This is a genomic window from Glutamicibacter sp. NPDC087583, assembly GCF_044743685.1.
Taxonomy (GTDB): Bacteria; Actinomycetota; Actinomycetes; order Actinomycetales; family Micrococcaceae; genus Glutamicibacter.
Map to the genome: position 1 here is coordinate 308,735 of NZ_JBIUWY010000001.1, position 25,141 is coordinate 333,875.

At 58.7% G+C, this 25,141-nt stretch carries 33 protein-coding genes; 32 read left to right on the forward strand and 1 reads right to left on the reverse strand.

Annotated elements, in window-relative coordinates:
• Positions 1-68: 68 nt before the first annotated feature.
• The 17 genes from rpsL to ACIOU9_RS01555 all read left to right on the forward strand — a co-directional run bounded on the left by rpsL (position 69) and on the right by ACIOU9_RS01555 (position 14,576).
• A complete protein-coding gene (gene rpsL, locus ACIOU9_RS01475; protein ID WP_013349694.1) occupies positions 69-443 on the forward strand; it encodes a 30S ribosomal protein S12 in 375 nt (124 codons plus the stop codon).
• Positions 443-913: a 30S ribosomal protein S7 gene (gene rpsG / locus ACIOU9_RS01480; RefSeq protein ID WP_096256908.1), complete on the forward strand. Its 471-nt coding sequence runs from the start codon at positions 443-445 to the stop codon at positions 911-913. Before rpsL ends, rpsG begins: the two co-directional genes overlap by 1 nt.
• A 69-nt stretch (positions 914-982) precedes the next feature.
• Complete coding sequence (gene fusA, locus ACIOU9_RS01485; protein WP_133833624.1) at positions 983-3,097, forward strand: elongation factor G; 2,115 nt, start codon at positions 983-985, stop codon at positions 3,095-3,097.
• A gap of 242 nt (positions 3,098-3,339) precedes the next feature.
• Positions 3,340-4,530, forward strand: a complete 1,191-nt coding sequence (tuf, locus tag ACIOU9_RS01490) for an elongation factor Tu (RefSeq protein ID WP_105657666.1) — start codon at positions 3,340-3,342, stop codon at positions 4,528-4,530.
• 153 nt (positions 4,531-4,683) lie between these two features.
• On the forward strand, positions 4,684-8,430 hold the full coding sequence (locus ACIOU9_RS01495) for a hypothetical protein (RefSeq protein ID WP_133833625.1): 3,747 nt from the start codon (positions 4,684-4,686) through the stop codon (positions 8,428-8,430).
• 398 nt (positions 8,431-8,828) lie between these two features.
• Positions 8,829-9,137, forward strand: a complete 309-nt coding sequence (gene rpsJ / locus ACIOU9_RS01500; protein WP_013349689.1) for a 30S ribosomal protein S10 — start codon at positions 8,829-8,831, stop codon at positions 9,135-9,137.
• Positions 9,138-9,157: 20 nt separating this feature from the next.
• Entirely contained in the window at positions 9,158-9,808 is a 651-nt protein-coding gene (gene rplC / locus ACIOU9_RS01505) for a 50S ribosomal protein L3 (protein WP_013349688.1), read from the forward strand.
• 4 nt (positions 9,809-9,812) lie between these two features.
• Positions 9,813-10,415: a 50S ribosomal protein L4 gene (gene rplD, locus ACIOU9_RS01510; RefSeq protein ID WP_105657664.1), complete on the forward strand. Its 603-nt coding sequence runs from the start codon at positions 9,813-9,815 to the stop codon at positions 10,413-10,415.
• Positions 10,412-10,714: a 50S ribosomal protein L23 gene (gene rplW, locus ACIOU9_RS01515; protein ID WP_013349686.1), complete on the forward strand. Its 303-nt coding sequence runs from the start codon at positions 10,412-10,414 to the stop codon at positions 10,712-10,714. Before rplD ends, rplW begins: the two co-directional genes overlap by 4 nt.
• Positions 10,715-10,745: 31 nt before the next feature.
• Positions 10,746-11,585 carry a 50S ribosomal protein L2 gene (gene rplB, locus ACIOU9_RS01520; protein WP_105657663.1) on the forward strand — a complete coding sequence of 280 codons (840 nt, stop codon included), beginning with the start codon at positions 10,746-10,748 and terminating at the stop codon, positions 11,583-11,585.
• Positions 11,586-11,597: 12 nt separating this feature from the next.
• A complete protein-coding gene (gene rpsS, locus ACIOU9_RS01525) occupies positions 11,598-11,879 on the forward strand; it encodes a 30S ribosomal protein S19 (RefSeq protein ID WP_013349684.1) in 282 nt (93 codons plus the stop codon).
• Positions 11,880-11,938: 59 nt separating this feature from the next.
• Positions 11,939-12,304, forward strand: a complete 366-nt coding sequence (gene rplV, locus ACIOU9_RS01530; protein WP_013349683.1) for a 50S ribosomal protein L22 — start codon at positions 11,939-11,941, stop codon at positions 12,302-12,304.
• Positions 12,305-13,087 (forward strand): 30S ribosomal protein S3, encoded by a 783-nt coding sequence (gene rpsC / locus ACIOU9_RS01535; RefSeq protein WP_013349682.1) that lies wholly within the window; start codon positions 12,305-12,307, stop codon positions 13,085-13,087.
• On the forward strand, positions 13,088-13,504 hold the full coding sequence (rplP, locus tag ACIOU9_RS01540) for a 50S ribosomal protein L16 (RefSeq protein ID WP_105657662.1): 417 nt from the start codon (positions 13,088-13,090) through the stop codon (positions 13,502-13,504).
• A 2-nt stretch (positions 13,505-13,506) separates the two neighbouring features.
• Positions 13,507-13,770, forward strand: coding sequence for a 50S ribosomal protein L29 (gene rpmC, locus ACIOU9_RS01545; protein ID WP_105657661.1), 264 nt, complete (start codon positions 13,507-13,509; stop codon positions 13,768-13,770).
• Complete coding sequence (gene rpsQ / locus ACIOU9_RS01550) at positions 13,770-14,057, forward strand: 30S ribosomal protein S17 (protein WP_105657660.1); 288 nt, start codon at positions 13,770-13,772, stop codon at positions 14,055-14,057. Before rpmC ends, rpsQ begins: the two co-directional genes overlap by 1 nt.
• Positions 14,058-14,156: 99 nt before the next feature.
• Positions 14,157-14,576, forward strand: coding sequence for a RidA family protein (locus ACIOU9_RS01555; RefSeq protein ID WP_402695896.1), 420 nt, complete (start codon positions 14,157-14,159; stop codon positions 14,574-14,576).
• Here ACIOU9_RS01555 and ACIOU9_RS01560 read toward each other — a convergent pair.
• A complete protein-coding gene (locus ACIOU9_RS01560) occupies positions 14,573-15,361 on the reverse strand; it encodes a helix-turn-helix domain-containing protein (RefSeq protein WP_133833626.1) in 789 nt (262 codons plus the stop codon). The two genes, ACIOU9_RS01555 and ACIOU9_RS01560, sit on opposite strands and share 4 nt — an antisense overlap.
• 72 nt (positions 15,362-15,433) lie before the next feature.
• Here ACIOU9_RS01560 and ACIOU9_RS01565 point away from each other — a divergent pair, with 72 nt between their 5' ends.
• From ACIOU9_RS01565 to infA, 15 genes are all read left to right on the forward strand, one after another.
• Positions 15,434-15,937, forward strand: a complete 504-nt coding sequence (locus ACIOU9_RS01565; protein ID WP_133833627.1) for a glyoxalase/bleomycin resistance/extradiol dioxygenase family protein — start codon at positions 15,434-15,436, stop codon at positions 15,935-15,937.
• 145 nt (positions 15,938-16,082) lie between these two features.
• Positions 16,083-17,000, forward strand: coding sequence for an endonuclease/exonuclease/phosphatase family protein (locus tag ACIOU9_RS01570; RefSeq protein ID WP_166650717.1), 918 nt, complete (start codon positions 16,083-16,085; stop codon positions 16,998-17,000).
• A 512-nt stretch (positions 17,001-17,512) separates the two neighbouring features.
• On the forward strand, positions 17,513-17,884 hold the full coding sequence (rplN, locus tag ACIOU9_RS01575) for a 50S ribosomal protein L14 (RefSeq protein ID WP_013349674.1): 372 nt from the start codon (positions 17,513-17,515) through the stop codon (positions 17,882-17,884).
• Positions 17,885-17,886: 2 nt separating this feature from the next.
• Positions 17,887-18,231: a 50S ribosomal protein L24 gene (rplX, locus tag ACIOU9_RS01580; protein ID WP_013349673.1), complete on the forward strand. Its 345-nt coding sequence runs from the start codon at positions 17,887-17,889 to the stop codon at positions 18,229-18,231.
• Entirely contained in the window at positions 18,231-18,800 is a 570-nt protein-coding gene (rplE, locus tag ACIOU9_RS01585; RefSeq protein ID WP_038992189.1) for a 50S ribosomal protein L5, read from the forward strand. Before rplX ends, rplE begins: the two co-directional genes overlap by 1 nt.
• 57 nt (positions 18,801-18,857) lie before the next feature.
• Positions 18,858-19,256, forward strand: a complete 399-nt coding sequence (rpsH, locus tag ACIOU9_RS01590; RefSeq protein ID WP_013349671.1) for a 30S ribosomal protein S8 — start codon at positions 18,858-18,860, stop codon at positions 19,254-19,256.
• Positions 19,257-19,276: 20 nt separating this feature from the next.
• On the forward strand, positions 19,277-19,813 hold the full coding sequence (gene rplF, locus ACIOU9_RS01595; RefSeq protein WP_105657655.1) for a 50S ribosomal protein L6: 537 nt from the start codon (positions 19,277-19,279) through the stop codon (positions 19,811-19,813).
• Between the two features lie 2 nt (positions 19,814-19,815).
• On the forward strand, positions 19,816-20,187 hold the full coding sequence (rplR, locus tag ACIOU9_RS01600) for a 50S ribosomal protein L18 (RefSeq protein WP_105657654.1): 372 nt from the start codon (positions 19,816-19,818) through the stop codon (positions 20,185-20,187).
• Between the two features lie 29 nt (positions 20,188-20,216).
• Positions 20,217-20,894, forward strand: coding sequence for a 30S ribosomal protein S5 (gene rpsE, locus ACIOU9_RS01605; RefSeq protein WP_181148849.1), 678 nt, complete (start codon positions 20,217-20,219; stop codon positions 20,892-20,894).
• Positions 20,895-20,897: 3 nt separating this feature from the next.
• Positions 20,898-21,104 (forward strand): 50S ribosomal protein L30, encoded by a 207-nt coding sequence (gene rpmD / locus ACIOU9_RS01610; protein WP_073705901.1) that lies wholly within the window; start codon positions 20,898-20,900, stop codon positions 21,102-21,104.
• Between the two features lie 2 nt (positions 21,105-21,106).
• Positions 21,107-21,559, forward strand: a complete 453-nt coding sequence (rplO, locus tag ACIOU9_RS01615) for a 50S ribosomal protein L15 (RefSeq protein WP_105657652.1) — start codon at positions 21,107-21,109, stop codon at positions 21,557-21,559.
• 256 nt (positions 21,560-21,815) lie between these two features.
• Positions 21,816-23,120 (forward strand): preprotein translocase subunit SecY, encoded by a 1,305-nt coding sequence (gene secY / locus ACIOU9_RS01620; protein ID WP_105657651.1) that lies wholly within the window; start codon positions 21,816-21,818, stop codon positions 23,118-23,120.
• On the forward strand, positions 23,117-23,689 hold the full coding sequence (locus tag ACIOU9_RS01625; RefSeq protein WP_105657650.1) for an adenylate kinase: 573 nt from the start codon (positions 23,117-23,119) through the stop codon (positions 23,687-23,689). The genes secY and ACIOU9_RS01625 overlap by 4 nt, the downstream gene beginning before the upstream one ends.
• A gap of 145 nt (positions 23,690-23,834) precedes the next feature.
• The gene (map, locus tag ACIOU9_RS01630; protein WP_133833629.1) at positions 23,835-24,668 is read left to right on the forward strand and encodes a type I methionyl aminopeptidase; all 834 of its coding nucleotides are present in this window, start codon (positions 23,835-23,837) and stop codon (positions 24,666-24,668) included.
• Positions 24,669-24,898: 230 nt separating this feature from the next.
• Positions 24,899-25,120, forward strand: coding sequence for a translation initiation factor IF-1 (gene infA, locus ACIOU9_RS01635; protein WP_013349662.1), 222 nt, complete (start codon positions 24,899-24,901; stop codon positions 25,118-25,120).
• Positions 25,121-25,141: the final 21 nt, after the last annotated feature.

Below are 25,141 nucleotides of genomic sequence, written 5' to 3' on the forward strand. Positions count from 1 at the left end.
AAAACTTTTCTAGGCTTAGGCGTTTTCGTCGTGTTGCCGAAGAACTTAGACAATGGAAGGACACGAAAGTGCCTACTATTCAGCAGCTGGTCCGCAAGGGCCGCTCGCCTAAGGTCGTCAAGACCAAGGCCCCTGCCCTTAAGGGCAACCCAATGCGCCGTGGCGTGTGCACCCGTGTGTACACCACCACCCCGAAGAAGCCAAACTCGGCTCTGCGTAAGGTCGCACGTGTGCGCCTTGCCGGTGGCGTCGAAGTGACCGCTTACATTCCAGGTGTCGGACACAACCTGCAGGAACACTCCATCGTGCTCGTTCGCGGTGGTCGTGTAAAGGACCTTCCAGGTGTTCGCTACAAGATTGTTCGTGGTGCTCTGGATACCCAGGGTGTGAAGGATCGTAAGCAGGCTCGTTCCCGCTACGGTGCAAAGAAGGATGGTAAGTAATGCCTCGTAAGGGTCCGGCGCCAAAGCGCCCACTAGTTTCTGATCCAGTCTTCGAATCCCCATTGGTCACCCAGCTGATCAACAAGGTTCTCGTAGACGGCAAGAAGTCCACTGCAGAGCGCATTGTTTACGGTGCACTCGAAGGTGCCGCAGCAAAGTCCGGCGCCGACGCTGTTTCGACCCTCAAGAAGGCTATGGACAACATCCGTCCAGCCCTCGAGGTTCGTTCCCGCCGCGTCGGTGGCGCTACCTACCAGGTTCCTGTTGAGGTCAAGCCAGGCCGTGCAACCGCACTGGCTCTGCGCTGGCTGGTTGGCTACTCGAAGGCTCGCCGCGAGAAGACCATGATCGAGCGTTTGATGAACGAGATCCTGGACGCATCGAACGGTCTGGGTGCCGCTGTGAAGCGTCGCGAAGACACTCACAAGATGGCCGAGTCCAACAAGGCCTTCGCACACTACCGCTGGTAAGAACCGCTCGGAAAAGCTGGGCATCAACCGATGCCCAGCAATTCCGGCCTCACCTTATAGGGAGACAACGTGGCACAGGACGTGCTTACTGACCTTAACAAGGTCCGCAATATCGGCATCATGGCTCACATCGATGCCGGTAAGACCACTACTACTGAGCGCATCCTTTTCTACACGGGTGTGAACCACAAGCTCGGTGAAACCCACGACGGTGCTTCGACCACCGACTGGATGGAACAGGAAAAAGAGCGCGGTATCACCATTACCTCCGCTGCTGTTACCTGCTTCTGGAACAAGAACCAGATCAACATCATCGACACCCCGGGCCACGTTGACTTCACCGTTGAGGTGGAGCGCTCGCTGCGCGTGCTCGATGGCGCCGTTGCCGTCTTCGATGGCAAGGAAGGCGTTGAGCCTCAGTCCGAGACCGTTTGGCGCCAGGCTGACAAGTACGACGTTCCACGTATCTGCTTCGTCAACAAGATGGACAAGCTGGGCGCTGACTTCTACTTCACCGTAGATACCATCATCCAGCGCCTTGGTGCCAAGCCGCTGGTTATGCAGCTGCCAATCGGCTCCGAGTCCGAGTTCACCGGTGTCGTTGACCTGCTGTCCATGAAGGCATTCGTTTGGGAAGGCGACTCCAAGGGTGACGTCACCATGGGCGCTGCTTACGAAACCCGCGAAATCCCTGCCGACTTGGTTGAGCGTGCTGAAGAGTACCGCGCCAAGCTGGTTGAAGATGTCGCTGAGGCATCCGAAGAGCTCATGGAGAAGTACCTCGAAGGTGAAGAAATCTCCCTTGAGGAACTCAAGGCTGGCATCCGCAAGCTGACCGTGAACTCGGAAGCTTACCCAGTATTCTGTGGTTCGGCCTTCAAGAACCGCGGCGTTCAGCCAATGCTGGATGCAGTCATCGACTTCCTGCCGAACCCACTGGACGTTGGCGCCACCATCGGTCACGATCCGAAGGACGAAGAAGTTGAGCTGACCCGCGAGCCTTCGGAGGACGCACCGTTCTCGGCACTTGCGTTCAAGATCGCCGCTCACCCGTTCTTCGGCCAGTTGAACTTCATCCGCGTTTACTCCGGCAAGGCAGAGTCCGGCGCACAGCTGCTGAACTCCACCAAGGGCAAGAAGGAACGCGTAGGCAAGCTCTTCCAGATGCACTCCAACAAGGAGAATCCGGTAGACGAGATCCACGCAGGTCACATCTACGCTGTGATCGGCCTGAAGGCCACCACCACCGGTGACACCCTATGTGATCCAGCCCACCCAATCGTTCTCGAATCGATGAGCTTCCCGGATCCAGTGATCTCTGTGGCCATCGAACCAAAGACCAAGGGTGACCAGGAAAAGCTGTCGACCGCTATCCAGAAGCTGTCGGCGGAAGATCCAACCTTCACCGTGTCCCTGAATGAAGACACCGGCCAGACCGTCATTGGCGGTATGGGTGAGCTTCACCTGGACATTCTGGTTGACCGCATGAAGCGCGAATTCCGTGTGGAAGCAAACGTTGGCAAGCCACAGGTTGCATACCGCGAAACCATCAAGAAGGCTGTGGAGAAGGTTGACTTCACCCACAAGAAGCAGACCGGTGGTTCGGGTCAGTTCGCAAAGGTCCAGGTCTCGTTCGAGCCTCTGGAAGTTGTTGACGGCGTCACCTACGAGTTCAAGAACGCCGTGACCGGTGGTCGTGTTCCTCGTGAGTACATCCCATCCGTTGACGCTGGTATCCAGGACGCAATGCAGTACGGTATCCTCGCAGGCTACCCACTGGTCGGTGTCAAGGCTACCCTCATCGATGGTGCTTACCACGATGTCGACTCCTCGGAAATGGCCTTCAAGATCGCTGGTTCGCAGGTATTCAAGGAAGGCGCACGCCGCGCTAACCCTGTTTTGCTTGAACCGCTGATGGCTGTTGAAGTCCGTACCCCGGAAGAGTACATGGGCGACGTTATCGGCGACCTGAACTCCCGTCGTGGTTCGATCAGCGAGATGTCCGACGCTGCTGGCGTCAAGGTCATCCGCGCTGGTGTGCCACTGTCGGAAATGTTCGGTTACATTGGTGACCTGCGTTCGAAGACCCAGGGTCGCGCAGTTTACTCGATGACCTTCGACAGCTACTCTGAGGTCCCGAAGGCAGTTGCCGACGAGATCATCCAGAAGTCCCGCGGCGAGTAATCGTCTCGGTATAAAAACCTGGCCGTGACCCCCTTAGCGGGGAAGTGGCCGATCGCGGGCCGGTTCCGTTGAAAAACGGAGCCGGCACCGCAAACGGCCAACGAGGGATTTGCATCACAATGCAGGCCCCGCAGAGGACCGGAATTTCCTAAATTATCCAAGCCCCCAGTAGACTATTTCTAGTTCGTTTGCGAACCGCGCAGACGAAGAATGTCTTCTGTAAATGTTTCTAGGAGGAACTTGTGGCAAAGGCAAAGTTCGAGCGCAACAAGCCGCACGTCAACATTGGTACCATCGGTCACGTTGACCACGGTAAGACCACTCTGACCGCGGCAATCTCCAAGGTTCTGGCTGACAAGTACCCAGACCTGAACGAACAGCGCGACTTCGCTAACATCGACTCGGCACCGGAAGAGCGCCAGCGCGGTATTACCATCAACATCTCGCACATCGAGTACCAGACCGAGAAGCGCCACTACGCACACGTAGACGCTCCAGGTCACGCTGACTATGTCAAGAACATGATCACCGGTGCTGCTCAGATGGACGGCGCAATCCTCGTTGTTGCCGCTACCGATGGCCCGATGGCTCAGACCCGCGAGCACGTTCTGCTGGCCCGCCAGGTTGGTGTTCCAACCCTGATGGTTGCACTGAACAAGTCGGACATGGTTGATGACGAAGAGCTGCTCGAGCTCGTGGAGATGGAAGTTCGCGAACTTCTGTCCTCGCAGGGCTTCGATGGCGATGACGCTCCAGTGATCCGCGTTTCGGGCCTGAAGGCTCTGGAAGGCGACGCAAAGTGGGTTGCAGCTATCGAGGAACTGATGGATGCAGCTGACAGCTTCATTCCAGACCCAGTTCGCGACCGCGACAAGCCATTCCTGATGCCAATTGAAGACGTCTTCACCATCACCGGCCGCGGTACCGTTGTTACCGGTCGCGCCGAGCGTGGCACCCTGGCTATCAACTCGGAAGTTGAGATTGTTGGCATCCGCCCAATCCAGAAGACTACCGTTACCGGTATCGAGATGTTCCACAAGCAGCTCGACGAAGCATGGGCTGGCGAGAACTGTGGTCTGCTGCTTCGCGGTCTGAAGCGCGACGATGTTGAGCGTGGCCAGGTTATCGTAGCCCCAGGCTCGATCACCCCACACACCAACTTCGAAGCTAACGTCTACATCCTGTCGAAGGACGAAGGCGGACGTCACAACCCGTTCTACTCGAACTACCGTCCGCAGTTCTACTTCCGCACCACCGACGTAACCGGCGTTATCACCCTCCCAGAGGGCACCGAAATGGTTATGCCTGGCGACAACACCGAAATGTCGGTTGAGCTGATCCAGCCAATCGCCATGGAAGAGGGCCTCGGCTTCGCAATTCGCGAAGGCGGCCGCACCGTTGGTTCGGGCAAGGTAACCACCATCACCAAGTAGTCTCTACTTGATGAGGTAGTTCCCTAGTGAACTGAAAAGAATCCCCCAGCACTTTTGTGCTGGGGGATTTTTTCGTTAAATACGAGCCCCAGCTAGTGAATATATCTAGAAGGTGGTCTAATTGGAGGGCGCGACAATTCGCTAAGTGGGGGAGTGGCATCAATGATGGGCTGGATCATCGTTTCTATCATCTTGGTTCTGTTGGCTTTCGGCCTCGGCCGGCGCCAGGGGAGTCGGGATAAATCGCAAAGCCAGCAGCAGCTTGATGCGCTGGGCGAAGCGTGGCAGCAAGGCTACGACGAGGCAGTGAAGTACCTGGGGCAACCCGGGCCGCCGGGTGCCTCGGCACCGGCTGCTGCCCAAGCGCCGGGGGTCCCCGCACAGCCGCTCGAAGCGCAGCCTGCAAGCCGCAAAGATGCAGCGCCGGCCGCATCGATGGCACCTTCCAGCCAGCCATACCTCCAGCCAGCGGCGGCCGGTGCTGCCCCCGCGTACCGCGCGCCGCTCCCCACGGCCACCCTCCAGCCTGCTGCACCGGTTAAGCCAATCAAGGTGCTCACCAAACGCGAGCGCGAACTGCGCAACATCAACATCACGCTGTACGTCGCGGCCCTGATGATCGTTGCCGCCGGCGCACTCTTCCTGAGCTTCGCGCTTCCGCCACTGTCAAAGCTCATCGCCTTATTCCTGCTGTCTGCCGCTTTCTACGGCGGAGGCCTGGTCACCTTCGCAGTGAAACCGTCCTTGCGTCCGGCAGGAGCCGCCTTTGCCGGCACCGGGCTGGCTTTGTTGCCGCTGTGCGCCATCGCTACCTACAGCACGGTGAACATATCCGGCCCGGCGACCTGGCTGGTTTTCTCAGCCATCGGCACATTAGCCGTGGGCTACGCAACACTGACGTTCAAGTCCCGTGTTCTGGCGTGGGTTGCCGTGCTGATTCTGGTCAGCACCGCCATGGCCGGCGCGGCCGCGATGCAGCGTGGCGTCCTGTACTACATGCTGATCCTGCTGGTGCTCTCTATTGCGCTGATGCTCTTGGCGGTACGCAGCGAAAGGATCCGCCACTCAATCTTCTTCCGGGCCCTGCACGGCACCGCGCAGCTGCTGCCTGCGTTTGTCTTTGCGTTGTCGGTGATCCTCTTGGAGATGCTCGCCAGCCGGGATTTGTTCTGGATCTTCGCGTTGCTCACCGTCCAGTTGCTGCTCAGCGTCAGGCTGTTGCCCAACCTGCGGCTGCTGCGCACCTACGCTGCCCGCGCTGCTTTCATGGCGATGCTCGTGGCCGGCTGCAACTACCTCGGTTTCTCCGCAACGAGCAGCTGGCTGGTGCTCGCCTTCGCCTTCGGGCTCCAAGCCGTAGCGGTATTGCTCTGCTCCACCGGCTACCAGCAGAGGCTGGGATTGGCGCGCAGGCACCTGCAAAGTGAACGTGCGGTGCTGTGGTGCTTAGCGGTGGCTTCGGTGATCGGCGCGTTTCTCTACGCGCAGGGCTTCGAGGCCTTCGTGCTCAGCTACATCGCGGTTCCGATCTTCATGGCGCTGGGCATTCCCGGCTTGCTGCGCAGCGCCAAGCTGGAAGTTGGAGTCATCGCGGTTCTTCCCCTGGTGACGCTGGTAGATATGCAGAACCACAGTTGGCGCCCGCTGGTGGTATTCGCCCTGGCCCTGCTCGGGCTTTCGCTGGCTCAGCGCAACGCCCGGAACCTGCGCAGGGAAATGACGCTCCATTCGCACTGGCTCCTTACCCTGGTTGGCGCAGGCGTGCTTGGTGCTGCGCTTGATGAGCTCACGGCTGGGGACTATGGAAATCCTGACGGCTCAGCCCCGTTGATTGCGGTGCTCTTCGTGCTGTTCATCTTGTGGGCGGCGAATCTGGCGAGCCGTGCCGTGCTGGATTCCGGCATGGCGCAGGGGCACCGGCTGGGACGGGTGGGCGCTTCGGCTTTGCTTGGCGTGGTGCTGCTCTTCAGCCTGCGCCTGCTGACAACCGCTGGCGACTATTCCTACGCCAGCGAAAGCACCGTGGTGTTCCTGGGTATCGGCGGGCTGGCGTGGTTCATCACTGGCCTTGTGCTCGCAGTTGGCCTGGTCATTGCCTCGGGTTGGCGGCTTCGCGATATTCCTGCACAGCGCCCCGAGCTGGAACAGCCGATCAATGTCGTTGCGGCCTGCCTGCTGATGGGGCTTTATGCGCTCAGCTTCGGCAAGGAGATCTGGCCGCTGGCAATCCTCATCGGGGCGGCAACCTTGGGCTATTTCATCTGGAGCTTGCGCCGCAGCACAAATACGCGGTGGAAGATCCTCTATGCAGCGTTGGCCCAAGTGCTCTTCAGTTCCATGGTGTGGTGGATTGCCTACAGCATGGAATTCGACATCCACGGCCGGTTCTGCCTGCTGCTGGTTTCGATAGCCGTCCCGCAGCTGCTCCGCTTGCTGGCTAGCATCCGCGACGGCAAAGCACTGCGCCGGGAATTGCGCTGGATGGCAGTGGGACTGCTGGCTGGCATTCCACTGGCGACGCTGGCCTACGGGCAGTTCGCGGGCGGCATGGATCGGGGAACGATCCTCTTGGCCTGCTTATTTTTCGGGCTGCACGGGCTGGCCGCGTTCAAGGCCGAGACCAGCTTGACGGTGGCCAAGCGACAGCTCTATCTATTTGCCCCGATCCTGGCACTGATCCTGCTGATCAGCATTCCGGCACTGGCCATGGAAGATGCGACCGGATGGGTCCGCTCTACGTGGTGGAGTTCCCAGGTTGCTTGCGCCATGCTGCTGGCCCTGAGCCTGGCGGCACTCGTGCTTGAATGGCGGTTGCGCGCCAACAAGTCGTACTCGATAGCCCTGGGCCTGGCCATCTTCCTTCCGGCGGCGTGGGCCGCCGCGTGGCAGGCGGGGTCGTGGTGGGCAGTGGGTGCGCACCTGCTGCTGGCCCTCGGCTTCATCCTGCTGGTACACACGCGAAAGAGCGCCTGGTACGCGGCCGGAGCCGCCATCATGCTGTGCGTCGCTATCCTGCGTGCAGTCTTCGAGGTGCGGCAAGCCGGTGGGGCAGTGGTGCTAGCACCGATGGATGCCGCATGGGCGCTGGTTGGCGCGGGCCTCGCGCTGTACCTGCTCGCAATCTTCCACGGGCGAATGAAGGACCCAAATCCCGGCTATCCGGAATTCGGCTACCTCCATGCCGATCCGCCCGGCAGCGCCTCGCGCTTGTACTTCGCGGCAATGCTCCTGGCCCTGTTGCTGGCCGGTGGCATCGCCCATCTGGATGGCGGTGCGATTTGGCAGGTGGCCGGCGGAGCGCTGCTGGTCTTCGGCGTTACGGTGCTGGTGCGGCTCTTTGAACTTCCGCGGCGGCTGGTGCCCTACGCGGTGGACGGCTTCATCCTCGTGGGAGCGCTGCTGGCGCTGGGCAGCTATGCCCAGATCCTTGGCACACCGCGGGCCAGCAACCTGGCGGCCTACGCCTGCATTGTTGCAGTAGTGCTGGTCGCGTGGCGCAACATCAGGGCCAACGCGCGATTGGAGAGGACATACCTGCTGGCCGCCTCGGTGGCCGGCAGCCTGGCCTTGCTCGCCGCACTGGTCCAATCCAATGGTGTTGCGCAGGCGATCGGCCTGGTCTTCTTCGGTGGATTGGTGGCCTGGGGCTTGAAGCTGGGGGAGCGGCTGTTCATTTGGTGGGGTGCGGCGGCTATCACCTTGGCAGTCTTGTGGTTCCTGCGCGATTTGGCATTCCTCTGGCTGGTGGTCATTGGCTTGGGGCTGATTGCGGCCGCGGTCTTCAAGCTGGTGAAGGTCGACAAGCAGAATTCGCTGCCGGTGAGGCCGCAAAACCCTGTTGATCCACCGATCCCCGCGGGGCAGGAGCCGTCCGGGCAGGACGGGCCGCGCCAGGTGTGAGGGCAAGATCACGGGCGCGGATAGGCATAAAAGATTTGCGCGATCGTTGCCGACCTGTCAGACTAGATAAGTTGCTTCAATGCAACCCGGTCCCCATTTATGGGGTAACCGGTCTGGTTTGAACGACCGGGATCGACTCTCACGCAGGATAATGCCTGGGGTTCGGGATCGATACGACTGCTTCAAACTATAAGGCCCTTCGATAAAGTGAAAACTTTGTGGGAGTGTTGTGACTGAAAATTTCACGACACGCCCGAACGCGGGGGTCGGAGCCTCCTGCGGGTGAGGAACCCGGATCTGATCCGGATTCAGCCGCAGAGCAAGGCGTGCCGGTCTGCAAGGACCCGTATATAGGCACAGAAACTTTAGATAGTGCTAACAGAAAGAGGCATGACGCCATGGCGGGACAGAAAATCCGCATCCGGCTGAAGTCGTATGACCACGAGGTCATTGACGTTTCGGCCCGGAAGATCGTTGAGACGGTCACGCGCGCAGGCGCAACCGTAGTCGGCCCAGTGCCGCTGCCAACGGAGAAGAACGTGTACTGCGTTATCCGTTCGCCACACAAGTACAAGGACAGCCGTGAGCACTTCGAAATGCGCACGCACAAGCGTCTGATCGACATCGTTGATCCGACCCCGAAGGCTGTTGATTCGCTGATGCGTCTCGACCTGCCAGCGGATGTCAACATCGAAATCAAGCTTTAAGGGGAGGTGGCGAGAAAACTATGACCGCAACCCGTAATTTCAAGGGCCTGCTGGGCACGAAGCTCGGCATGACCCAGGTTTGGGATTCGAACAACAACCTGATCCCTGTCACCGTCGTGCAGGCTGATAGCAACGTTGTCACCAAGCTCATCAACGAAGAGCGCGATGGCTACACCGCAGTTCAGATCGGCTACGGCCAGATCGATCCTCGCAAGGTCACCAAGCCACTGGCTGGTCACTTCGAGGCTGCTGGCGTCACCCCACGTCGCCACTTGGTAGAACTGCGCACTGCAGACGCTGCCGAGTACACCGCAGGCCAGGAACTTTCCGTAGAGGTCTTCGAAGCCGGCCAGAAGGTCGACGTCGTAGGCACCTCGAAGGGTAAGGGCTTCGCCGGCGTTATGAAGCGTCACAACTTCCACGGTGTTGGCGCATCGCACGGTGCTCACAAGAACCACCGTAAGCCAGGTTCCATCGGCGGCGCATCGACCCCAGGTCGCGTTTTCCGTGGACAGAAGATGGCTGGTCGCATGGGTGCTGAGCGTGTTACCACTCAGAACCTGACCATTCACGCTATCGACGCTGAGAAGAACCTCCTGCTGATCAAGGGTGCCGTTCCAGGCGCCCGCGGCCGCGTCGTTCTCGTACGCAACGCCGTGAAGGGAGCATAAGTAAATGACTAAGGCACTTAACGTCGAACTGCCTGCAGAGATCTTCGACGTACAGACCAACGTCCCGCTGCTGCACCAGGTTGTCGTTGCACAGCTTGCTGCTGCCCGCCAGGGTACCCACAAGACCAAGGACCGCTCCGAGGTTTCGGGTGCAGGTCGCAAGCCGTTCAAGCAGAAGGGTACCGGCCGCGCCCGTCAGGGTTCGATCCGTGCTCCGCACATGACCGGCGGTGGCATTGTCCACGGTCCAACCCCACGTGATTACTCGCAGCGTACCCCGAAGAAGATGAAGGCTGCTGCACTGCGCGGCGCCCTGTCTGATCGCGCACGCTTCGATCGCGTTCACGTGATTGAGAACTTGGTTGCTGGCGAAACGCCTTCGACCAAGGATGCTCTGGCTACCTTGCGTTCGCTCACCGAGCGCAAGAACCTGCTTGTCGTCATCGATCGCGCCAACGATGTTGCAGCCCTTTCGGTTCGCAACCTCGTCAATGTGCACGTTCTGTACGTCGACCAGCTGAACACCTACGATGTTCTGGTTTCGGATGACGTAGTCTTCACCAAGGCTGCCTTCGATGCCCTGGTCCAGAAGGAGGAAGCCAAATGAGCGCGTTCTCAAAGGCTCCACACGACGTGGTCATCGCACCTGTCGTATCGGAAAAGAGCTACGGTCTGATCGATCAAGGTCAGTACACCTTCGAGGTGGCACCAAGCTCCAACAAGTCGGAAATCAAGTACGCCGTTGAAGCGATCTTCAACGTCAAGGTTGACTCCGTAAACACCATCAACCGAGCTGGTAAGCGCAAGCGCACCCGCTTCGGGTGGGGATCGCGCAAGAGCACCAAGCGCGCCATCATCACCTTGAAGGACGGCTCGATTGACATCTTCGGCGGTCCGCTTTCCTAAGCGGAGACCACTTTAACGAGGAATATTAATAATGGGAATTCGTAAGTACAAGCCGACTACCCCGGGCCTTCGCGGCTCGTCGGTAGCCGACTTCGCAGAAATCACCCGATCGACTCCGGAAAAGTCGTTGGTTCGTCCCCTGACCAAGTCAGGCGGCCGTAACAACACCGGTAAGATCACCACCCGTCACAAGGGTGGCGGACACAAGCGCGCCTACCGTGTTATCGACTTCCGTCGTCACGACAAGGACGGCGTTCCGGCAAAGGTCGCTCACATCGAGTACGACCCGAACCGTACCGCTCGTATCGCACTGCTCCACTACGTGGACGGCACCAAGCGCTACATCATCGCACCGAACAACCTCAAGCAGGGTGACCCAATTGAGGCCGGCGCAAGCGCCGACATCAAGCCAGGCAACAACCTGCCACTGCGTAACATCCCGGTTGGTACCGTGATTCACGCTGTTGAGCTTCGCCCAGGCGGCGGCGCTAAGATGGCTCGTTCCGCTGGTGCATCGATCCAGCTGGTAGCCCGTGAGGGCCGCTACGCCCAGCTGCGTTTGCCTTCGGGTGAAATCCGCAACGTTGATGTGCGCTGCCGCGCAACCATCGGCGAAGTTGGCAACGCTGAGCAGATCAACATCAACTGGGGCAAGGCCGGCCGTATGCGCTGGAAGGGCGTACGCCCAACCGTTCGCGGTGTTGTCATGAACCCAGTTGACCACCCACATGGTGGCGGTGAGGGCAAGACCTCCGGTGGTCGTCACCCGGTCAACCCTAACGGTAAGCGTGAGGGACGCACCCGTCGTCCAAACAAGGAAAGCGACAAGCTCATTGTGCGTCGCCGCAAGACCGGCAAGAACAAGCGATAGGAGCCTGGAAACATGCCACGCAGCCTGAAGAAAGGCCCCTTCGTCGATCAGCACCTGTTCCTAAAGGTCGTTGCTGAAAACGATAAGGGCACCAAGAACGTCATCAAGACGTGGTCCCGCCGTTCGATGATCATCCCGGACATGCTGGGACACACCATCGCCGTACACGACGGTCGCAAGCACATTCCTGTGTTCGTAACCGAATCGATGGTTGGACACAAGCTCGGAGAGTTTGCCCCAACCCGTACGTTCCGTGGCCACGTGAAGGACGACAAGAAGGGCAAGCGCCGCTAGGCCCCGCAAGGGTACTAGTATCGCTTAGCACTTCTTCGATAGACGAGAGAAGGATAGCAATGGAAGCCAAGGCAATTGCGCGTCACATCCGCGTAACGCCTATGAAGGCCCGGCGCGTCGTCAACCTTGTTCGTGGTCTGCAGACCAACGAAGCACTGGCCATCTTGAAGTTTGCCCCACAGGCAGCTTCGGAGCCGGTATACAAGGTTGTCGCATCGGCAGTGGCTAACGCCCGTGCCGCCGCGGACCGCGCAGGTGAAGCATTCAATGAGGACGAGCTGTTTATCAGCGAAGCGTTTGTTGACGAAGGTCCGACCATGAAGCGGTTCCAGCCGCGTGCACAGGGTCGCGCATTCCAGATCAAGAAGCGCACCAGCCACGTGACTGTGGTTGTTTCAACCACGCAGAAGGGTGGGGAGAACTAAATGGGACAGAAGATTAACCCGAACGGTTTCCGTCTCGGCATCACCACCGATCACGTTTCCCACTGGTTCGCTGATTCCAGCAAGCCAGGCCAGCGTTACGCTGACTACGTGAAGGAAGATGTCCAGATCCGCGCCCTGCTGTCTAACGGCATGGATCGCGCTGGCATCGCCCGCGTCGAGATCGAGCGTACCCGTGACCGCGTACGTGTGGATATCCACACTGCACGTCCAGGTATCGTCATTGGTCGTCGCGGTGCAGAAGCTGACCGTATTCGTGGCGAGCTGGAAAAGCTCACCAAGAAGCAGGTTCAGCTGAACATCCTCGAGGTCAAGAACCCTGACATGGAGGCCATGCTGGTCGCCCAGGGCATCGCCGAGCAGCTTGCTTCCCGCGTGGCTTTCCGCCGTGCGATGAAGAAGGCAATGCAGTCGGCAATGCGCGCTGGTGCCAAGGGCATCCGCGTTCAGTGCTCCGGTCGACTTGGCGGCGCAGAAATGTCCCGCAAGGAGTTCTACCGCGAAGGCCGTGTGCCACTGCACACCCTGCGCGCGAACATCGACTTCGGCAAGTTCGAAGCCAAGACCACCTTCGGCCGTATCGGCGTGAAGGTCTGGATCTACAAGGGTGACGTAACCGCCAAGGAACTGGCTGCACAGCAAGCTGCTGCTCCAGCTCGTGGCGGCCGCGGTGGCGGCAACGACCGTCCACGTGGCGGCGAACGCCGTCGTCGTAACGATCGCAAGGGCGCTGCAGCTCCGGCTGCGGAAGGAGGACAGGCTTAAATGCTTATCCCACGTCGTGTGAAGTTCCGCAAGCAGCACCACCCAAAGCGTTCGGGTGCTGCCAAGGGCGGTACCACCGTTGCTTTCGGTGAGTACGGCATCCAGGCGTTGACCCCGGCTTACGTGACTAACCGTCAGATCGAAGCCGCTCGTATCGCCATGACCCGTTACATCAAGCGTGGCGGTAAGGTCTGGATCAACATCTACCCAGACCGTCCGCTTACCAAGAAGCCTGCCGAAACCCGCATGGGTTCCGGTAAGGGTTCGCCGGAGTGGTGGGTCGCCAACGTAAAGCCAGGACGAGTCATGTTTGAACTCGGTGGCGTCAGTGAAGAGGTAGCTAAAGAGGCATTGCGTCTTGCAATCCACAAGCTGCCAATGAAGGCACGCATCGTGCGTCGTGAAGGTGGTGAATAGGGATGTCTATCGGCTCGAAAGACCTTAGCATTGAGTCCCTGGACGGCTTCGATACCGCTCGTTTGAACGAGGAATTGAAGAAGGCCAAGGCAGAACTGTTCAACCTGCGTTTCCAGTCGGCTACCGGCCAGCTGGATTCCCACGGGAACCTGAAGACCATCAAGCGCGATATTGCACGCATTTACACTGTGCTGCGCGAGCGCGAGCTGGGCATTCGTCAGGATGTCGTTGTTCCGGTTGAAGAAACCAAGAAGGATTCCAAGTAATGAGCGAGAAGGAGAACGGTGTGGATAACGCTACCGAGCGTAACGACCGCAAGACCCTCCGTGGTTACGTGGTATCTGACAAGATGCAGAAGACCATCGTCGTAGACGTTGAGGACCGTGTTAAGCACGCCCTTTACGGCAAGGTCATGCGTCGCAACAAGAACGTGAAGGCTCACGACGAGAACAACGACGCCGGCATCGGCGACTTGGTTGTCATCGCTGAGACCCGCCCGCTGTCTGCTGACAAGCGCTGGCGTCTCGTTGAGATCGTGGAGAAGGCTAAGTAAGCTTTCGCTCCGATTTCACGGATCTCGTGATTGGAGAATGCCCCGAACACTTCGCAAGAAGAGTTCGGGGCATTTCTGTCTTAAAAAGCAGTGAATAAAATGCCACACTGGACTATGGAACAGATCAGGAAACTGCGTCCCGCTGGCCTTGTCAACTCTCCAGCTTTCAGCCACGTAGCCATCGTCCCGCCGGGTGCCACGACTATCTATGTTGGCGGGCAGAACGCCGTAGACGGCACAGGGCAGCTGATCGGAGCCGGGGATGCCGCAACGCAGGCGACCAAGGCACTGGGAAACTCCAAGCTCGCACTGGCGGCGGCCAGCGCGGGATTCCAGGATGTAGTGCAGTGGAACGTGCTGCTGGTGGAAGGAACCGACGTCAACAGCGTCTATGGAGCCATAGGTGAACAGTTGGCAGCCACTGAACCACCCCTGGTGTCTGCAGCCTTCGTCGCGAAGCTCGGTGTGCCAGGTGCGCTGGTTGAAATCAGTGCCGTGGCGGCAGTACTGCCAGACTAGGCTCTGCCCTTTCGATAGGTAACAGGGGAGTAGCCCAAGACTTTGCGGAAGTCTGCCGCTAGATGGGCTTGATCCGCATACCCCATTTCCGCTGCGATGCCAGCGATAGAAACTGCAGTGTCTGCGCGCAGCCGATGAGCAGCCTCTTGCAAACGGTACCGCCGAATCACCGCCAGCGGAGCCAGTCCCAAATACCTTTCCGAAATCCGTTGCAGACTGCGTGTACTGAGCGACAAGCGATGGGCCAGTTGGGAGACCCTTACGATTCCGCGCTCCGCTGCGACGGTGTCGAGCAGCTTATTAGCTTGGAGGCCAGAACTTGTGGCTGCTGGAAGGTGAGCGGTGAGCCACGAATCGAAGAGCTCGGCACAGGCCGAACCGGAGTTCCCGTGGCCTGGTTGAGTCTTCATCCTTGTTATCGAGGCCAGCAGCCCAGGTGCGCTGAACTGGATTTCCTGGTCCAGCAACTCTGCGGGGGACACATTGAGAGCCTGCGCAGCCGCTGGGCGCAACAAGGCGGAGACTGCCCAACTGCTCCCGGACAGGTCGCGGTGCGAAGCGCCGCTGGCCGGGCCGGATAGCGTAATGCCTTCTGGCTCAATGACCAGATTCATTTGCGGAAAGGGCAGGAGTTGTTGCCGTGAGGTACGTCCGGGCGCGATGTTCCAATCCACCAGCCAAAACCAGGAGACCAATTCCTGCAGTCCTGGACCGGGGGAGAATCGCTCGATTGCCGATAGCCGGGCAGGATAGAGAACGCCTCGCGGATCCGGTGCTGATTCCATGGCCTCTACCACCCGTGCGGGTTGTCGCATATCTACAAGAACCAGCGTGCCACACAGGCTTAGCCTAGGGACATGGAAAATCAAGATGAAGTCACGCAAGGTGTGACGGGAATGCATACAACTGCCGGTGTCCCTCATGGATTCACCAGTCTGACGCCATTCTTGACTGTGCCCAACACAAGGGCAGCGCTGGGATTCTATGAAGAAGTATTCGGTGCGACAGTGGTAGATTCCACCGAAATGGGAGGCGTTGTCGTGCATGCAGAAATTGCATTCGGCAATGGCCGTTTGCAGATCGGGGAACCTTCGCCGGCCTACGGACTAGTCAGCCCGCCAGCTGCGCCGAATGCCTGCTATTCCTTGGGTTTCTACTGCGAAAACGCAGATGAGGTGGTGGCCAGGGCCGAGGCTGCCGGTTCCAGTATCCGAGAACCACTGGGCAACTTCGTCTCGGGTGACCGCTTCGCTTCGATTCTGGATCCCTTCGGTGTGCGCTGGTCCATCATGTCCAGGGTGGAAGACCTGTCGCTGGAAGAGAGCGCCCAGCGCGTCGCGCAGTGGGCCTCGCAGCAGTGATGAAGAAGCCAAGGGCAGTCGCAATCGCATCGAGCCGCTATCGTACCTAGGCGGAAGTGTCCTTGCCGGAATTGTCGTCTGCTTCGAATAGGCTCGGATGATGATGACGATGACGCGTGCCCGAAAACCATCCCTGGGATGGCCTATGGGTACGCTTCTTGTTGCTTCCCTAGCTATTGGCATTCTCCCGTATCTGGGTTTCCCCGGTGCAGGATTGATTCCCAAGGTTCAGGCATTCCAACCATATCTGTTGTTCTTCCCGGCAGTGGTTCTGGTTATCGGGCTACTGCGCAAGCAATGGCTCATCAGCGGGTTCGTGCTGGTGTTCCTGCTCTGCGGTGCACTGCCCAACGTGCAATGGAGCTCTCCCGCTGGCCAGACCGGAAACGGCAGCTCCGAGCTGGTTCTCCTATCGTTCAATGCCTTGAAGGCAGGAGCGAACCCGGCGCAGCTAGCTGAACTGATCAGGGACACGGATCCGCAGATTCTCGTCCTTGTTGAAACCAGCGAACCAATGCACCAGCAGCTCGCAGCGCTGGACGCGCTGGATGGATTTGGCTATCGGAGCCAAGAGGCACCCGCCGGGGGAGAACGGGATACCGTGATTTTCTCAAAGTACCCATTGCAGGAACGCTCCACCGATCTGGATTCAGCGGACACCGGTTGGTACTCCTTGCCGGTTGCCGATGTGCAGGCACCCGGTGGGGTCGTGCGAGTGGCCGGCATCCATGTCTATCCGCCGGTTGGCGATGCGCAACGATGGAGCCAGGGCTTGGAAGCAGTCATCGACTGGTCGAATCAGCAGCGGGATCATCCCGTTATCCTTGCTGGCGACTTCAACTCCGTTCGCTCCCATCCAGGATTCCGTGCCCTGGGGGACGGGTATGCGCAGGCTGATGGAGTCTGGCCCCGCGCGACCTGGCCAGCCGGCCGAAGCTTCCCGCCATTGATCGGCATTGACCATATCGTGGCGAAGGGCCTGTCCATCACGGGCTCTTCTTCTCACATCATCGACGGCTCGGATCATCTTGCGGTGAGCGCCACGGTCGAATTCCGTCGCTGAGCAATGATTCCTGCCGGTGACGGCCGGATGCTGGAGCTGCCCAGGGCTGACCGAAAAATAATTTCACTTTTGGCGATTCAGCCGCTTTTCATCCACGGCGGCGCATGGGCGACCTCGAATGGCACCCTGATGCCGCCGCAAGCGACCAGTTGCCCAACTGGATGGCAGCACCAAAACCCCGAAATTCAGCGAATCTGCGGTGTCCAAGGTGTGACGAACGACGCTCGCTTTTCTCTTACCACACCATTTCGGATTCGCGCCACTCTAGGCTAGACTTAAGAATCTGTGCGCATCATGCCCGGGGACTATCCACCTTCGACATAATGCAGTGCGGTCCAAATCCGTTTGGCCGCGCAAGTGCAGCCTCGATATTTTACGCCTCGGCCCTGCCGGCATTTGGGATCAGCATTCGGTGCGCCCGCGCCAGTGGGGGTAAGCGATACGTATCGTGGAGACCATATCCGTTCCGCAAGGCTCATTCATGAGAACCAGCGAGACGACAGGAGTAAGAAGTGATTCAGCAGGAGTCGCGACTTAAGGTTGCCGATAACACTGGTGCTAAGGAAATCCTTACCATTCGTGTTCTTGGTGGCTCGAAGCGTCGCTACGCAAGCATTGGCGACACCATTGTCGCTACCGTCAAGGATGCAATTCCTGGCGGCAACGTAAAGAAGGGCGACGTCGTAAAGGCAGTCGTCGTTCGCACCAAGAAGGAAATCCGTCGTGCAGACGGTTCCTACATCAAGTTCGACGAGAACGCTGCAGTTATCCTCAAGGGTGACGCTGCCGATCCTCGTGGTACTCGTATTTTCGGCCCAGTGGGCCGCGAGCTTCGTGACAAGAAGTTCATGAAGATCGTTTCGCTGGCTCCGGAGGTGCTGTAACCATGGGCGCAAAGATCAAGAAGGGTGACCTGGTTCAGGTCATCGCTGGCAAGGAACGTGGCTTGCAGGGCAAGGTCCTGAAGGTCATTACCGAGTCCAACCGCGTGCTGGTCGAAGGCGTTAACCGCGTCACCAAGCACACCAAGGCAGGTCAGACCGAATCCGGTTCGACCACCGGCGGCATCGAGGTTGTCGAGGCTCCAGTGCACGTTTCCAACGTTGCAGTGGTTGACCCAGAGACCAAGAAGCCAACCCGCGTCGGCTTCCGCGAGGAAACCGTAGAAAAGAACGGCGTGTCCAAGACTGTACGCGTTCGTTACGCCAAGGCTTCCGGAAAGGATCTGTAATGACTGAAGCAGCCACCAAGATCCAGCCACGTCTGAAGGCTAAGTACGCAGCTGACATCCGCCCTGCCCTGCAGGAGCAGTTCAACTACGCCAACCCAATGCAGGTACCATCCCTGACCAAGGTTGTCGTGAACATGGGTGTTGGCGAAGCAGCCAAGGACTCGAAGCTCATTGAAGGCGCCGTACGCGACCTGACCGCAATTACCGGTCAGAAGCCAGTGGTTACCAAGGCCCGCAAGTCGATCGCACAGTTCAAGCTGCGCGAAGGCATGCCAATCGGTACCCACACCACCCTGCGTAACGATCGCATGTGGGAATTCGTCGACCGCCTGATCACCCTGGCACTGCCTCGTATCCGCGACTTCCGCGGCTTGAGCGACCGCCAGTTCGATGGCAATGGCAACTACACTTTCGGTCTGACCGAACAGTCGATGTTCCATGAAATCGATGTGGACAAGGTTGACCGCGTACGTGGTATGGACATCACTGTCGTTACCACCGCCAAGACTGATGACGAAGGCCGTGCCTTGCTTAAGGCTCTGGGCTTCCCATTCAAGACCAACAACTAATCTCACTACGTTACAGGTCCGCTAAGGAAACCGTAACGAGGAAGGGCTGAAGCCCACATGTCTATGACAGATCCAGTCGCAGATATGCTGACTCGTCTGCGCAACGCCAACTCGGCTTACCACGACACTGTGTCGATGCCGTCGAGCAAGCTGAAAGTGCGCATTGCTAACATCCTCAAGGAACAGGGCTACATCGCCTCGTTCGAGGAAGTTGCAGCAGAAGTCGGCAAGACTCTGACTATCACTTTGAAGTACGGCCCATCGCGCGAGCGTTCGATCGCTGGCGTACGCCGTATCTCCAAGCCAGGTCTTCGCGTTTACGCAAAGTCCACCAACCTGCCTCACGTGCTCGGTGGTCTTGGTATCGCTATCCTGTCCACCTCCTCCGGTCTGCTTACTGACCGTCAGGCTGCAAAGAAGGGCGTGGGTGGGGAAGTCCTCGCCTACGTCTGGTAACGGGAAAGGGGAAACATACAATGTCACGTATTGGACGTCTTCCGATTTCCGTACCTGCCAACGTTGAGTTGAACGTCGACGGCCAGCTGGTCGCCGTCAAGGGTCCTAAGGGTGAACTTTCGATCACCGTTAAGGCTCCAATCACCGTTGCCAAGGACGAGAACACTGTTACCGTCAGCCGCCCGAACGACTCCCGCGAGGCTCGTTCGCTGCACGGTCTGACCCGTACCTTGATCAGCAACATGATCACTGGTGTAACCGATGGTTACGAGAAGAAGCTCGAAATCCACGGTACCGGTTACCGCGTACAGGCTAAGGGTGCCGAGCTGGAGCTTGCTCTGGGCTACTCGCACCCAGTGAAGGTTGCTGCCGTTGAAGGCATCACCTTCTCGGTCGAGGGCAACAACAAGATCACCGTTGCCGGTATCGACAAGCAGCACGTCGGTGAAGTTGCCGCTAACATCCGCAAGCTGCGCAAGACCGAGCCTTACAAGGGCAAGGGCATTCGCTACGCTGGCGAGATCATCCGCCGCAAGGTCGGAAAGGCTGGTAAGTAATCATGGCTATCGGAATCAAGGGCAAGAGCAAGTCCGCTCAGCGCGGTCGTCGTCATCAGCGTTTGCGCAAGCACATCGTTGGTACCTCCGTTCGTCCACGCCTGGTTGTCAACCGCTCGGCTCGTCACATCTTCGTACAGATCGTAGACGACTCGCAGGGTATCACCCTGGCCAGCGCATCGACCATGGAAGCAGATCTTCGCGCAAGCGATGCCGACAAGACCGCAAAGTCCAAGCGCATTGGTGAGCTCGTTGCAGAGCGCGCCAAGGCTGCTGGCATCGAAGCAGTTGTCTTCGACCGCGGTGGCAACAAGTACCACGGTCGCGTGGCTGCTGTTGCTGACGGCGCACGTGAAGGTGGGCTGGCACTGTGAGCGAAGCAACTAACAAGAAGGAAACTCAGGTGTCTGAAGCTACTGAAGCAGTCGAGACTGCATCGGCTCCCGCTACCGAGAACGCAGGATCCCGTCGCGGCGAAGGCCGCGGTCGTGGTGAAGGCCGTGGACGTGGCGAAGGCCGCGGTCGTGGTCGTGACCAGAAGGATAGCCGCAACGAAGACAAGGACAAGTTCCTTGAGCGCGTTGTAGCTATCAACCGCGTCTCCAAGGTCGTCAAGGGTGGTCGTCGCTTCAGCTTCACCGCACTTGTGGTCGTTGGCGACGGCAACGGTATGGTCGGCGTTGGCTACGGTAAGGCCAAGGAAGTTCCTGCTGCTATCGCAAAGGGCGTAGAAGAGGCCAAGAAGTCCTTCTTCCGCGTTCCACGCGTTGGCACCACCATTCCACACCTGGTCAAGGGTGAGGCCGCCGCTGGCGTTGTCTTGCTCCGTCCAGCAGCTCCTGGTACCGGTGTTATCGCCGGTGGCCCAGTGCGCGCCGTGTTGGAGTGCGCAGGCATCCACGACATCCTGTCGAAGTCGATGGGTTCGCAGAACCAGATCAACATCGTTCAGGGCACCATTGCTGCACTGAAGGCTCTGGAAGAGCCTGAAGCTGTTGCAGCTCGCCGCGGTCTTCCGCTGGACGAGGTTGCACCAGCAGCAATGCTGCGTCACATCCAGGCCCAGAAGGCAGGTGCTTAATCAATGGCTAAGAACATTGTTCCAAGCGATGCCAAGCTGGCAATCACCCAGGTCAAGTCCATCATTGGTGGAAACCAGAGCCAGCGCGACGTTGTTCGCTCGCTGGGTCTGAAGCGCATCGGTCACACCGTTGTTCGCACCGCCGATCCTGTGACTGTTGGCATGGTCAACAAGGTCCCACACCTGCTGAAGGTCGAGGAGGCGAAGTAGAGATGGCTGAAGAAAAAGCACTTAAGGTTCACCACCTGCGCCCAGCTGAGGGTGCCAAGACCGCTAAGACCCGCGTGGGTCGCGGTGAGGGCTCCAAGGGTAAGACCGCAGGTCGCGGTACCAAGGGTACCAAGGCTCGTTACCAGGTGAAGGCAGGCTTCGCAGGTGGTCAGCTTCCGCTGCACATGCGTCTGCCAAAGCTGCGCGGCTTCAAGAACCCATTCCGCGTCGAGTTCCAGGTTGTAAACCTGGACAAGATCTCGGAACTGTTCCCAGAAGGTGGCGAAGTCACCGTCGAGGCACTGGTTGCCAAGGGCGCCGTTCGCAAGAACCAGCCTGTCAAGGTGCTGGGCACCGGCGACATCACGGTTAAGGTTGACGTGAAGGTTAACGCCTTCTCGACTTCCGCTTCCGAGAAGATCGCTGCTGCTGGCGGCTCGGCAAACACCCTCTAATACAGGGTCAAGCCTTTGAATGGTCCCGGTTCGCGTTGAGCAATCAACGTGAACCGGGACTTTCTTTTTCTCTCGGCGAAACATTCTAAGATTTCTTATAATTGCTTGGCTGATTAGTCGGTTTAGGATCATTCCTGCAAACATTTGTGTGCATTTCGTGTGGCGCATTTGGCAGGATTGCCTAACAGACCGCTAGAATCGTTAGGTCTGGGAAGAATCTCTTCCTCAGGCTCAAGCACTTACTTCAGGAGGACGCTTGTTCAGCGCCATAGCCCGAGTTTTTCGGACGCCTGATCTGCGCAACAAGTTGCTGTTCACGCTTGGGATCATTGCGATCTATCGTGTCGGTGTATTCATTCCCGCTCCGGGCATTGATTACAGCAACGTTCAGCAGTGTCTGGCAATGGGTGAAACCACCGGTGGACTTTATTCATTCGTGAACCTGTTCAGCGGCGGCGCCCTGTTGCAGGTCTCGGTTTTCGCAATGGGAATCATGCCGTACATTACTGCGGCAATTATCGTCCAGTTGCTGCGTGTGGTGATCCCGCACTTCGAGGCCCTGCACAAGGAAGGCCAGGCCGGCCAGGCCAAGATGACGCAATACACGCGTTACCTGACCATCGCCTTGGCACTGCTTCAGGGAACCACCTTGGTCACCCTGGCCCGTACCGGCAGCCTGTTCCCAAGCTGCACCCTTCCGCTGGTCCCGGATGACTCGTTGATTGTCATCCTGCTGATGATCATCACCCTTACCGCAGGCACCGGCCTGATCATGTGGATGGGCGAGTTGATCACCGAGCGCGGCATCGGCAACGGCATGTCCATCCTGATCTTCATCTCCATCGCTTCGGGCTTCCCATCCTCGATGGGCGCCATCTTCCAGGCGCAGGGCATCATGACCTTCATTGGCGTGCTGCTGGTGGGCTTGTTGATTGTAGCCCTGGTGGTCTTCGTCGAGCAGTCCCAGCGACGTGTTCCGGTGCAGTACGCCAAGCGCACCGTGGGACGCCGCACCGTGGGCGGCACCTCCACCTATATTCCATTGAAGCTGAATATGGCGAACGTGATCCCAGTGATCTTCGCCAGCTCCATCCTGGCTTTGCCGCAGATGATCGTTCAGTTCAACCAGAACGATGACGGCACCTTGCCCCAGTGGGCGATGTGGCTGCAGGAGCACTCGGCAACTTCATCGCCGTGGTACATGCTGGTGTACACCTTGATGATCATCGGCTTCACCTACTTCTATGTTGCGATTACCTTCAACCCTGAAGAGGTCGCCGACAACATGAAGAAGTACGGCGGATTCATTCCGGGCATTCGTGCTGGTCGTCCGACCGCCGATTACCTGCAGTACGTGATTTCCCGTATTACCTTCCCGGGCGCGTTGTACCTTGCGTTCGTTGCGTTGATCCCGCTGATTGCCTTCGTGCTGTTCAACGCTGACCAAAGCTTCCCATTTGGCGGTACATCGATCCTGATTATGGTTGGTGTGGGTTTGGAAACCGTCAAGCAAATCAATGCTCAAATGCAGCAACGGAACTATGAAGGGCTTCTGCGATGAGTCGACTGCTTATTATTGGACCACCCGGTGCCGGCAAAGGCACCCAGGCCGTAAAGATCTCCGAGCGCTTGGACATTGTCGCCATCTCGACCGGCGACATCTTCCGTGCCAACGTCAAGGGCGGAACCCCGCTGGGTCTCGAAGCCAGCAAGTACATTGACAACGGAGACTTTGTCCCTGATTCGGTCACCAACAACATGGTTGAAGACCGCCTGAACCAGGACGACGTCGCCAAGGGCTTCCTGCTCGATGGCTACCCGCGCACCAGTGCGCAGGTGGACGCGCTGGATGCGATGCTGGCCAACAAGGGCATCGCCCTGGACGCAGTGCTGCAGCTGACCGCTGATGACGACGAGCTGGTAGCCCGTCTGCTGAAGCGTGCGCAGATCGAAGGCCGCGCCGATGACACCGAAGAGGTCATCCGCCACCGCCTGGGCCTGTACAACGACGAGACCCGCGTCGTTGTGGAGCGCTACGAGGAACGCGGCATCGTGCGCAAGGTCGACGGCCTGGGCGCTATCGACGAAGTCACCGAGCGTGTTCTTGCAGCGTTGAACGTCAACGCCTAGACACAAGCGTTACAACGCGCAGGGACCGTGCAGCAACAATGGATGTTGCAGCCCGGTCCCTGCGCACTTTTTGCATTGATGGACCTTGCGGTTGCCGGCAGCGGCACACGGCAAGGACATCACACTTTGAGGCAGGGGAATCACATTGGCTTTAGGACAGCCGAAAATCGAGTACAAATCCAACTCCGAGATCCTGAAGATGCGCCAGGCCGGATTGGTGCTGGCTGAAGCGCTGGACGAAGCCGTTGCGATGGCTCGGCCCGGGGTGCGGACCGAAGAGATCAACCAGGCCTTTGGCAAGGTGCTCGAACGCCACAACGCGACCAGCAACTTCCTTGGCTACCATGGCTTCCCAGCGAACATCTGCGCTTCGGTCAATCACGAGGTAGTCCACGGCTTCCCATCGGACTACGAGCTGAGGGACGGCGACGTGCTGAAGATCGATGGCGGCGCCATCATCGACGGCTGGCACTCCGACTCGGCACGCACCGTGCTGGTGGGCGAGAACATCGACCCAGCTGACCAGCGCCTGAGCGACATCACCGAGCAGGCCATGTGGGCCGGCATCGCCGCGGCGGCCAACGCACGCTTCATCGGCCAGATCGGCCAGGCCATCGATGACTTCGTCACCAGCCAGCCAGGCGACGAGCTGGGCATCCTCGAGGATTACTGCGGCCATGGCATCGGTTCGCAGATGCACATGGCACCGGATGTGCTGAACTACAACTCGGGGCACCGCGGCCCACGCATCAAGCCGGGCATGTGCTTGGCCATCGAGCCAATGCTGGTTCGCGGTGGCATCGAAACCTCCGTGCTGGAAGACGACTGGACTGTTGTCACCAACGACAAGTCCAACGCCTCGCAGTGGGAGCACACCGTGGCATTCCACATGGGCGGCATCTGGGTATTGACCGCGCACGATGGGGGAGCGGCCGGACTGGCCCCATTCGGCGTGACCCCATCGCCGATCCAGGGCTAGCACCAGCCTGGAAATCATCGGATCCAGTACGCCACATGGCTGTGGCGTGCTGGATCTAACATTTTAAATGTCAATGAACGATTGGCACTGTGTGGACTAATGCCGTATCGTTGTTTGTTGGTTCCTGATTTAATTGCGCCTAAAACCCTCGGGTTTTCGGTACAGGGATCAAGGACCAGAACCAATTACTTGTTGGTGGAAATTGCCAACAAAAAAAGTTAGCGGGGAAAATGGGCAAGAAGGAAGGCGTCATCCAGGTAGAGGGCACCGTCTCGGAAGCACTGCCGAACGCGATGTTCCGCGTGGAGCTGCCGAATGGACACGTAGTGCTCGCCACTATCTCGGGTAAGATGCGTCAGCACTACATTCGAATCCTCCCAGAGGACCGAGTGCAGGTTGAAATGAGCCCATACGACCTCAACCGAGGTCGCATCGTTTACCGCTACAAGTAAATCTGCAGAATCCAAGACTTT

What these genes read in the sequence shown, in the direction of transcription:
- rpsC (WP_013349682.1), top strand. Translation starts at nt 12,305, where the DNA reads ATGGGACAGAAGATTAACCCGAACGGTTTCCGTCTCGGCATCACCACC.
- rplD (WP_105657664.1), top strand. Translation starts at nt 9,813, where the DNA reads ATGACTAAGGCACTTAACGTCGAACTGCCTGCAGAGATCTTCGACGTA.
- infA (WP_013349662.1), top strand. Translation starts at nt 24,899, where the DNA reads ATGGGCAAGAAGGAAGGCGTCATCCAGGTAGAGGGCACCGTCTCGGAA.
- ACIOU9_RS01555 (WP_402695896.1), top strand. Translation starts at nt 14,157, where the DNA reads ATGCCACACTGGACTATGGAACAGATCAGGAAACTGCGTCCCGCTGGC.
- rpmC (WP_105657661.1), top strand. Translation starts at nt 13,507, where the DNA reads ATGTCTATCGGCTCGAAAGACCTTAGCATTGAGTCCCTGGACGGCTTC.
- rpsH (WP_013349671.1), top strand. Translation starts at nt 18,858, where the DNA reads ATGTCTATGACAGATCCAGTCGCAGATATGCTGACTCGTCTGCGCAAC.
- rplC (WP_013349688.1), top strand. Translation starts at nt 9,158, where the DNA reads ATGACCGCAACCCGTAATTTCAAGGGCCTGCTGGGCACGAAGCTCGGC.
- rplE (WP_038992189.1), top strand. Translation starts at nt 18,231, where the DNA reads ATGACTGAAGCAGCCACCAAGATCCAGCCACGTCTGAAGGCTAAGTAC.
- rplF (WP_105657655.1), top strand. Translation starts at nt 19,277, where the DNA reads ATGTCACGTATTGGACGTCTTCCGATTTCCGTACCTGCCAACGTTGAG.
- rpsQ (WP_105657660.1), top strand. Translation starts at nt 13,770, where the DNA reads ATGAGCGAGAAGGAGAACGGTGTGGATAACGCTACCGAGCGTAACGAC.
- rplB (WP_105657663.1), top strand. Translation starts at nt 10,746, where the DNA reads ATGGGAATTCGTAAGTACAAGCCGACTACCCCGGGCCTTCGCGGCTCG.
- rpsJ (WP_013349689.1), top strand. Translation starts at nt 8,829, where the DNA reads ATGGCGGGACAGAAAATCCGCATCCGGCTGAAGTCGTATGACCACGAG.
- ACIOU9_RS01625 (WP_105657650.1), top strand. Translation starts at nt 23,117, where the DNA reads ATGAGTCGACTGCTTATTATTGGACCACCCGGTGCCGGCAAAGGCACC.
- rplR (WP_105657654.1), top strand. Translation starts at nt 19,816, where the DNA reads ATGGCTATCGGAATCAAGGGCAAGAGCAAGTCCGCTCAGCGCGGTCGT.
- rplW (WP_013349686.1), top strand. Translation starts at nt 10,412, where the DNA reads ATGAGCGCGTTCTCAAAGGCTCCACACGACGTGGTCATCGCACCTGTC.
- ACIOU9_RS01560 (WP_133833626.1), bottom strand. Translation starts at nt 15,361, where the DNA reads ATGGAATCAGCACCGGATCCGCGAGGCGTTCTCTATCCTGCCCGGCTA.
- rpsG (WP_096256908.1), top strand. Translation starts at nt 443, where the DNA reads ATGCCTCGTAAGGGTCCGGCGCCAAAGCGCCCACTAGTTTCTGATCCA.
- rplO (WP_105657652.1), top strand. Translation starts at nt 21,107, where the DNA reads ATGGCTGAAGAAAAAGCACTTAAGGTTCACCACCTGCGCCCAGCTGAG.
- rpmD (WP_073705901.1), top strand. Translation starts at nt 20,898, where the DNA reads ATGGCTAAGAACATTGTTCCAAGCGATGCCAAGCTGGCAATCACCCAG.
- rplV (WP_013349683.1), top strand. Translation starts at nt 11,939, where the DNA reads ATGGAAGCCAAGGCAATTGCGCGTCACATCCGCGTAACGCCTATGAAG.
- rplP (WP_105657662.1), top strand. Translation starts at nt 13,088, where the DNA reads ATGCTTATCCCACGTCGTGTGAAGTTCCGCAAGCAGCACCACCCAAAG.
- rplX (WP_013349673.1), top strand. Translation starts at nt 17,887, where the DNA reads ATGGGCGCAAAGATCAAGAAGGGTGACCTGGTTCAGGTCATCGCTGGC.
- ACIOU9_RS01565 (WP_133833627.1), top strand. Translation starts at nt 15,434, where the DNA reads ATGGAAAATCAAGATGAAGTCACGCAAGGTGTGACGGGAATGCATACA.
- rpsS (WP_013349684.1), top strand. Translation starts at nt 11,598, where the DNA reads ATGCCACGCAGCCTGAAGAAAGGCCCCTTCGTCGATCAGCACCTGTTC.
- ACIOU9_RS01570 (WP_166650717.1), top strand. Translation starts at nt 16,083, where the DNA reads ATGGGTACGCTTCTTGTTGCTTCCCTAGCTATTGGCATTCTCCCGTAT.